The sequence below is a fragment of the Mesotoga infera genome, assembly GCA_011045915.1.
Taxonomy (GTDB): domain Bacteria; phylum Thermotogota; class Thermotogae; order Petrotogales; family Kosmotogaceae; genus Mesotoga; species Mesotoga infera_D.
On sequence record DSBT01000023.1, the window covers coordinates 1 to 9,415 of the forward strand.

A 9,415-nucleotide genomic window follows, 5' to 3' on the forward strand; every position below is an offset into this window, starting at 1 on the left:
ACAGGAGATTCTGTTCAGGATTATTTTAAACGCTCCGGTTAGGCAATTGTTGGCCTAGTCGCTTTTGGAGATAGGGGGTTGTATCTTGTGAGGAAAGCATTACTTTCGTGGTCAATGATTCTGATGCTCGTCTTATCAGCCTTTGCATTGCAGCAGGATCTAACAAATGATCCTAACGAAGCAAAATCATTGGCGAAAGAGGCGTATGTTTTTGCCTATCCGATGCTCGAGAACTACCGAACGATGTATGTTCAGGTAACGGAAAGAGGCGGATTTAACTCATTCACTCACGTTAAGAGCCTGTTCGGTCCCCATAGCAGACTCATCGTGCGCTCAAACAACGACACACTGTATTCGTCTGCTTGGCTTGACCTGAGAAGTGAGCCCATTGTGGTGGAGATTCCGCCTGTCCCCAATCGCTGCTTTTCATTCCAGTTCATAGACATGTACACTCATAACTTTGCTTACGCAGGTACTAGAGTCACCGGCTCAGATCCATTGACAATAATGATTGCAGGACCCAACTGGGAAGGAGAAGTACCTTCAGATGTTGAGAGAGTTTTCGTTAGCGAGGGGAACTTCGTCTACTGCCTAGTTAGGACAGCCGTGAATAGCGAGTTACCGGGAGATCTCGAAGAAGTGCTGGAGATACAGGAGAATTATGTTCTGAGACCTTTGAGTGATTTTGCTGGCGATGTCTCGCCCCCTCTTCTGGACGATTTTCTTCTTCCTTTTGACCAAAAAGCTGCTGATTCTATCGGATTCATTGCATACTTCAATTTCCTTCTTGGTCAGCTGGAGATTCATCCTTCAGAGAAGGACCTAATCGGTAGCTTCTCGAGAATAGGGATTGGTCCGGATTATCCGTTCGATCCGTCCAGCCTGACCGAACCGGTAAGAGAAGCTATTGATTCAGGAATTGCCGAAGCTCGTGCCTCTATATACAATCCGGGTTCCGTTTTGGGAACGATCAGAAATGGATGGACGATGTCCGAACGAATCTTCGGCGATAGAGAGAGAATGCAGGGAATGTATCTTGTTAGGGCTGCCGCTGCTCACATAGGACTTTTCGGAAATGATCTCGAAGAGGCCTATTACCCTAGCTGCAGTGTTGACAGCGACGGAGATCTTCTGGATGCTTCGAGATTCAATTACAAGCTTTCATTTTCGAAGGAAGAGATGCCGCCGGTTGATCCCAGGGGATTCTGGTCAATAACCATGTATGACATGGATCAGATGATGGTTTCGAATTCTCTGAACAGGTTTTCAATAGGAGACAGATCTGAGTTGATCTATGAAGAAGATGGATCGCTAGTACTCTACCTGCAGCACGAATCACCGGGACCGGACAAAGAGGCGAACTGGTTACCAGCACCAGATGGACTGTTCACAATAACTATGAGGATCTACATCCCTGCAGTTGCGGGACTCGATCCTCTATACTGTCCACCCGCAGTGAAGAAGTCTCGACTGACAGACTAGAGCTAGAGTTCCCTCTTTCTCCTCATCATTACCTGTAAGTCAGCGAGTTCAACGGCACTCATACGTTGACTATTCTCTCTTGCGTGAATGACGTGTTTAGCTCCTGATGAATCTGATTTTAAGTCCTCCCTTAGGGGTCACGCAGCGGCGGAGGGTGTCTCTGAAGGAACGAGTGCAAGATTGATAGAGAACAATGCCGAGAGCTCCTCTTCGAGAAAAGCCATATTCGAGACTACTGAGAGTAGGGAGAAAGCAGATCCTGCATAACGTCACTGCAGATGACAGAGCAAATGGAGAGAAGGATGGTATAGACTACGGTAATCGGTCTATTTTTGCTTCTTGGCTTTTCACAGTACTCAGCTTGCAGCGCTTCTTGATAAGCGGATCTTTGAGAAGCAAGCGGTCCCCCACCGCTCAAGCGGTGAGCTAAAATCAGGAGTGTTAGGAGTTCATAATCCAGCTTAAGTGATGATGGCAATTCAAGAACAAAGGAACGAGATAATCGAACAATAAAGAAGATTTGTGGGCAATGATGAGCTCTTTTTCATATCGATAGTTGGCTTCATCGAGTGATTTCACATTCCTTCCACCTATCGATTACTATAATCGTTCTAGATTCAAATGGAGGTGGCAAGAATGAAAAGGATAATTGTCGTTTCGGTATTAGTGTTGATCTTTGGAGTCGTTGCTACTGCAGCCCCTCATCTCAGAAGCAGACTAGATGAAGACATTTTGGAACTGCAGCGCCAGATCCAGATAGCAAATGTGATGAATGCTGTCGAACTTTCTCCAGAACAGCTTCAGGAGATTTATAGTCTCGTAAAATCAACTCGGGGGGAACTCGAAGACCTCAAAGACAGAATTACGAGTACTCTTGAGAACGCTCTGGAGAAGGCAATTTCCGGTGAAACCGTTCTTCTTCCTGAAAGAGAAGCTTTTGCGGCTAGAATGCACTCCATAATGGAGAATTACCTAACCGGTCTGAAATCTATAATCTCAATCAAGCAGGGTGAGAATCTTGCCGAATACTTTCAGCAGAAGGTATCTTCGAACCGGCTAGATACAAGCAAAATGAACGAAGTCATTAGAGAACGAATTGCTGAGAAGCTCCCCAATGTAGCTGAACAACTGAGACAGCGTATGGAAAACCTACCCCCTGAAGCTCAAGAAAGACTGAAGAACTCCAATGTTCTTGAGAGATTCGAAGTCATGAGAAATCAAGTTTCTAAGAAGGTGACTGCCAGGAGACCGGAGATAGTGCAGAAGAGCTTGCAGAATAGAATCACACCTCAAGGATTGGCCATGATTCTACTATCTGACGAGGCTCTTGAAGTAATGGAGAAGATGTTAGCCAAGTAGTTGTCTTCGAAAACCGCTTACTTAAGCCGGAGAACTAACTTGACTCCGGCTTCTTGCTCTCTTGCAAATGAATGAGAAGGATAAAGCAGTTGGGGTGCCAGTATCGCCTACAGCAGTCGGGTTCATTGCGATCAAGGCAGGTGCAGTGATTAGTAGTCATCTGATGCGAACGTATTTTCAGTGTAGATTACCGATTTTTTGTGAACACCAATGCACTAGTCAATTATGCGAAGCCCTTCTGACTGTTAAGAGTGAACGAAAATAGGGTTCGCCCTTAAGCAAGAGATATTCTTCGGTTTGGACTATCATTGCAGTTCGATAATGCAAAGCAAATGAGTCTTCCGGTAATGATACCTCTGTTCCTTGAATTCATCAGTTTCACTGTTTTATCTCTCATTGAGGAAGTAGACGAACCATCTGATTTCGGTTCCATTATTCGCCAGACCACAGGAGCTGGTCAACTGATTGCAATGAATTTCACCTTATCTCTTCGCGAAAGTCTTTTCTTACTTCAAAATACTCAAGCCCATAGTTGTTGACAACAACATTTTTCTCGGTAAAGATGGAATTCGTTTTCTTAGATAATCCCCTGCAAATAAACCTAACGAAACGCAGGCAGCTATAGTACGTCTGAAGTATTCAATGGTTGAGGTAATAGAATATGATTGATAAGTTGTCTGGTGAGTAGACAACAAATCAAGTTGAGGTAGGTCAATTGGCTATGAAAGCAAGAAGACGAACCGCGACAGATGTAGTAAACAAGCTCAAGAAAATGATAGTCCTCGAGGATCTGGAGAGACTTCCGGGGGAACTTGAACTTACAGAACGATTGGGCGTAAGTCGAACCGTTGTGCGTGAAGCACTCAGGGTTCTCGAGTATGAAGGCATAACCAGAACCGTTCACGGAAGCGGAACTTTTGTTCTAAAGAGAACGAAGTTAAGAATTCAGTTCAATGTCAACTTCGAAATCGAGACGGACAGTGCCAGGGACATTCTTGACTTGATAGAGGTGCGAAGCACTCTTGAAAGGTCAGCAATATCCCTTGCCATATCGAACTTCAGCAGGAATGACCTTGAAGAGTTGTCTGTCTGTATGGAAAGGCTTCTAGAGGCTATAAGAGACAAGCATGACCTCGCAAATACAGACGCTGCATTCCACAAGAAGATATTTGAGATCTCTCACAATCGATTCCTTAAGGAGGTTTTCGATGTGGTCTTTGATGGACTTGAGATCTTGTGGAAGTCGCCCCTTGGACTGGACACTTTCGGAGATGCCGGACTACCTCTTCATGAGGACCTCTATGAGGCAATAGCATCCAGAGATGTTAAGGGTGCACTGAAAGTATACGATCAGATCATCGAGCTTGACAAGAAGGACATAGTTGACCTAACTGGTTATGGTAGGGAACTGCTTCATAACTGCCAGGAAGTTGATAGGAGTGACTCATATGAAGATTGATGTACTTAAGATTCTTGAAAGAGATGACAAATGGTACTTAGGAGGGGGGAACAGGCTCCTATGGGCTCCTCCATTTCCGGTGTTTCTGGATAGTCCAGGAGCATGGGATTTTCTGAGTTACTTTGACATGAGAATTGATCCAGGTTATGCAATCAGCACAATGAAGAATGGAATCCCAATCGATTTTAGGTGCGTAGACAGGACATGGAACCCGGCAGTTCTTAAGAGCAGGTTTTCGGCTGAGAATCTTGAATTGATCGAAGAGAAAGCTTTGCTAGAAGAGGACTTTCTTCTCTCAAAAGTGACGCTCAAGAACGTGGGCGAAGAACCGATCGAGTTGGATGTTGTGGTTTGGACAGCCCAGCAGTGCTCTGAGAGTGATCACGAAACAGATATAACGCATGCAGAACCTGCGAAAAACGGAATTCGCTTCGGAAAGAAACTCATAAAACCTAACAGAAGACCAATCGATTCAGAGGTGATGTTAGCACTTGAAGCCATGGAGAACTACAACATCACCTTTTCAGAGAGAACGGCCAACATCCCGAATTTCAGATTGTCTCCATTCTACGAGAAACTTGGCAAGAAAGGGCTCTTGGCCGGAATCACCAATAACGGCATTAACAGAAACGGCCTACTCTACATGGGCGTTCACAGAAGAATCACTATCGATCCGATGGACGAGTCTGTATTTGTTTGTGGTCTTGGTGCCGCGCAAAGTGAAGAAGAGGTTATTAAGAAAGGAGAAAGACTGCTCAGTATAGATCCTGTTAAAAAGAGCACGGAGACCTGGGAACGGTATTTTGCATCGTTGCCTCAGTTTCGCGTTAGTAATCCATTCATGCAAACATATTACTACTACAGGTGGTATGGACTAAAGCTGTTCACAAGTGAGGTTAGCGAGTCATTTATGAAGCATCCGGCAATTGCCGAAGGCCTCGATTACTTCAGAGCACTGATCACTTACAGCGCACAATGCCATATCCTGGAAACCCGCTGGTCCAACAGTACGAGTATTGGTCAAGGGAGTCTGCTGAACTTCTTGGAGAATCAGAAAGAAGATGGGGCGTTCGTAGGTCATATCTATGTTAACCAAATTCAGGAGAACGGTTTCTACCACGCCGACTGGGGGAGGGCGATTCGGGATCTGCATAGTGTTCACCCAGATATTGATTTCATAAGCAGGATTTATGAACCGCTGAAGAAGTATCTAGCCTACTTCGATTCATCTAGAGATCAGGAGAACTCCGGACTCTATGATGTAGTAGATCAGTTCGAGACAGGACAGGAGTTTATGAGCAGATACACTGCCGTTGATCCAATGTCTGATAGGTACGGCTGGACGAATAATATAAGGCTTAAAGGCGTAGATGCAACAGTCTATGTATACAACCTCAAGAAGGCGCTCTCCTGGATGGCGGGAATTCTCGGTCTTGATGAAGAAAGCAGCCGTTTCAAATTGAGCGCCGAGAAGACGAAGAAGGCCGTTCTTGAAACAATGTGGGATCCGGATCACGAAATCTTCTCAGATGTCAATCCAGCCAATTTCAAGAGAACAGGAGTGAAGGCAGCAGTATGCTTCTATCCCTATCTAACGGATATCGTAGATGAGTCTCACATTCCTGGTCTCAAGAAGCATCTGCTCAATCCAGCAGAGTTCTGGACCGAATACCCAGTACCAGCGACAAGTCTAGATGATCACTCTTTCAGTCAATGGGCCGAATGGAAAGGCAAAAGACACAACTGCCCCTGGAACGGAAGAGTATGGCCGATGACAAACAGCCATATCGTAGACGTTCTAGGAATATGTGCAAGAAGATTCAAAGACCCACTCCTTCGCGAAAAGACTGTTGAGATTATCGAGAAGTTCATCGAAATGATGTTCTTTGACGGTGATCCAAGAAGACCGAATTGCTTTGAACACTATAACCCTTTCAACGGAAGGCCGAGTATCTACAGAGGTGTCGATGATTACCAGCATTCATGGGTAATCGATCTTCTGATCAGATACGTTGTAGGCATTGATATCTCTGAGAATGGAATCGAAATTGATCCATTTCCCTTCGACCTTGATTTCGAGATCGATAATCTGGAGGTTGCAGGAAGGCGAGTTAGAGTTGCTTCGAATAGTGGCGCAGTTGAAGTTCAGCTTGACGGGAAAACAACCGTAATCAATTAATCACCCGCATTCTAGCGGACAGGTAATCAAAATGGAGGTGGGAGTATGCAAAAGGCAAGGTATCTGAAGGGTTCTCTTGTGATTGCTCTGATTTTGCTTTCTTCACTTGTACTGGGAACAACCAAGCTCAGAGTCACGACCTGGGCAGGCGCTGAAGAAGCAGCTCTTGACGAAGCAATCATTGCCGAATTCATGAGGCTGAATCCGGAGTATGAGGTAGTCTACGAACCGGTTCCAGGCGACTATTACCAGAAAATTCTGACCGACATCGGAGCGGGAACTCCACCCGATGTCATTCTGCTTGATGCCGAGATGATTCCTGCATTCGTCGAAGGAAACTACTTGACCGACATCAATCCTTTCATCAGCAGGCTGAGCAGAGAAGGTGCAAGCGGCACCGACCTGGACGAGTATTTCCCCGTACTTGTCGATATCTTCAGATCGGGCAGGAGCCTGTACGCCCTTCCAAAGGACACGAGCCCAATTGGGATATTTTACAACAAGAAGGTCTTCGATGAACTTGGCGTGCCTTATCCTACTCAAGATGGCTGGACAATGGAGGAATTTGCAGAGACCGCTCGTCTCTTGAGCAAGGACACTACTGGGGATGGAAAGAACGACGTTTGGGGCTTCGCTTTCCCGTCATGGGTCGGTGTTGTTGTACCACTCCTTTGGGCAGGCGGCGGAGAGGTCTTCAGCCCGGACTTCACTCAGACATCTGGTTATCTAAACAGCGATCTGAACGTGAATAATTACGGCTTCTTCATCGACCTCCTCTCAAAGGGATATGCACCTTCTCCTCAAGAGGCTAGCTCTTTGGGCGGGACTTCTGCACTTTTCTATACAGGGAAAGTGGGGATGGTAATCACAGGTAGATGGTTCAACGTGTCAATTAGAGGTCAGATTGCCAAGGGGGCCGACCTAGTTGTTGGAGCTGCACCAATACCTTACGCAAGTCCTGAAAGCAAAGCAACCGTAACCTACGCTTCCGGTTGGGCGGTCCCTGTCAACGCTCCCGACAAAGCAGGCGCGACAAAGCTTGCTGCATTTCTCTCAAGCGAATTTGCTCAAACCAAACGTTGTTTCGAAGGCGGACTGGCAATATCTGCAATAAAGGATATCGCAGAGCTACAGGCAGCTCAGGACGAACTCGACGCAGCTTTCATCAAGATGCTTGATTTTGCAAGAGTCCCGGTTGGTTCTCAGACGAAATACTATAGACCGCAGTTCGAAAACACATGGGCAGAGGCATTTGACAGGATGAACGTAGGTGGAGAGACCGTCAAGCAGGCAATGGATTGGGCTGCAGAAACAATGGACACGTATATCGAAAAGGGTGAGAACTGATTTCTTCATCTGAGGGGCAGTCTGCACTGCCCCTCGTTTTCGGGAGGGATGGCTTTGAGGCACTACAAGATCATTGTCGGGTTACTGGTGTTTGTTGGCCTTCTGATGATGTCGGCATTTGCCATTTTGGATTTCTATGCCAGAAATAGCCTCAATGACTTCTTAGTTGAGAGTGAGGCTTCTTTGCTAAGAAGCTTCAAACTCAACTACCAAAATCTGACGGCATACATCGACCTGGAGATGGATCCTTTGATTGAGAGGCCAGAATTAGTTACTGCCGTACTCGGGAGTTTTTCAGATGACGTTGTCTTTGCTGGCTTGTTCGATTACTCAGGCAACCTGATTGATGACTTTGGTTATTTTGCGCCGGATAGTCTATCTTCCTCTCTGTTTTTCGAAAATCTTACCTTTTCGATTGGATATCCGAAGACTGAGCTCGTCGTTTATGGTAATGAAACATACATTCAGACTGGGATTCTCCTACTTGACGACAATATCCTTCTGGTTGTTCTCGACAGATTTGACGATCTTCTCGACAAAGCAAGTGAAACGTATGAAAGAGATTTCATCGTTTACTTCGGTGACGAAAATGATTTCGCTGTTCCCAGAGATTCGCCCAGAATGGAAGACGACTTGATTCGTAGTCTCTTCAGAAAAACGATAAATAGCCAAAAACCAGAATCCGCGAAGATCTCATTTGAAGGAAGCAAAGCGTTGATAAACGCAATTGCGGTCTACGATTCCGACAACTGGGATGTAATTGGATTCTTCTCAACTCTCACAACCGACGCGGATTGGGAAGACAAATACACCTCTTTGTCGCTTTTTCTGTGGATCTCTGCTCTTGCTTCATTCGCTTTTGCCGTTCTCGTCTTGCTCTCATTCTACAAGAAGGCGGCATCCCACGCCGCTCTGAATGAGCGTACTTGTATGATATTCGGGCTGACAGCACATCTGCCTGCGATCGTACTGATCGCTTCATTCGCCTTCTTTGTCTTTGGTGAAGCTCTTGGAGAGATTAGCGAAGGCGTTGGGTTGAAGAGAGCAAAGGCCTGGTTCAATGATGCTGATCATTTAGTATTGAAGGGGAACCAAGGATTCTTCGGTGATTTCGTTGACACATCGAGACGAAGTACGGGAGCAAACTTCATTATCCAGCACGAAGGCGAAGTGGTGGCCTCTAATCTGACTGCCAGAAGAATTTCGAATCTCGAGATAGTCACATCTTCTCAAGTAAATGGAATAGAGACCGGTTCTGCGAAAATCAATGATGTGATTCACACATATGCAAGCCGGAATATTGGCGGATACGATTTTACTGTGTTGTTCGAGGAGACTCTTAGAGAAAACTCAATCTTGTCTATTCAGTTCTTCTCCATTGGAGCAATTCTAGTACTTCTGGTAATGGTAATAGTAAGCGTCTTTATAGTGACAAACATTGAGTCTCACAAACTGATAAGACGAACTTTCATTGGTTATGGTTTTCTACTGCCGGCTCTTGTCCACCTTGTCTGGTGGGCGGTCGGTCCTATGGGTTTTGCGCTGTTCCTCGCGTTCAGAAGATGGAGTATCGTTGATGCAGCCAAGCC

General features: G+C 45.8%; 6 protein-coding genes. All 6 read left to right on the forward strand.

All coding sequences use genetic code 11. The features are described from left to right. Positions 1-114: 114 nt before the first annotated feature. Positions 115-1,482: a DUF1254 domain-containing protein gene (locus ENN47_00750; protein ID HDP76720.1), complete on the forward strand. Its 1,368-nt coding sequence runs from the start codon at positions 115-117 to the stop codon at positions 1,480-1,482. Positions 1,483-2,118: 636 nt separating this feature from the next. Next, complete coding sequence (locus ENN47_00755; GenBank protein HDP76721.1) at positions 2,119-2,841, forward strand: hypothetical protein; 723 nt, start codon at positions 2,119-2,121, stop codon at positions 2,839-2,841. A gap of 721 nt (positions 2,842-3,562) precedes the next feature. Beyond that, entirely contained in the window at positions 3,563-4,300 is a 738-nt protein-coding gene (locus ENN47_00760) for a FadR family transcriptional regulator (GenBank protein ID HDP76722.1), read from the forward strand. Continuing rightward, a complete protein-coding gene (locus tag ENN47_00765; GenBank protein ID HDP76723.1) occupies positions 4,239-6,479 on the forward strand; it encodes a hypothetical protein in 2,241 nt (746 codons plus the stop codon). The genes ENN47_00760 and ENN47_00765 overlap by 62 nt, the downstream gene beginning before the upstream one ends. A gap of 45 nt (positions 6,480-6,524) precedes the next feature. Beyond that, complete coding sequence (locus ENN47_00770) at positions 6,525-7,826, forward strand: sugar ABC transporter substrate-binding protein (GenBank protein ID HDP76724.1); 1,302 nt, start codon at positions 6,525-6,527, stop codon at positions 7,824-7,826. A 54-nt stretch (positions 7,827-7,880) separates the two neighbouring features. After that, a partial coding sequence (locus ENN47_00775; GenBank protein ID HDP76725.1) for a hypothetical protein occupies positions 7,881-9,415 on the forward strand: 1,535 nt, incomplete at its 3' end.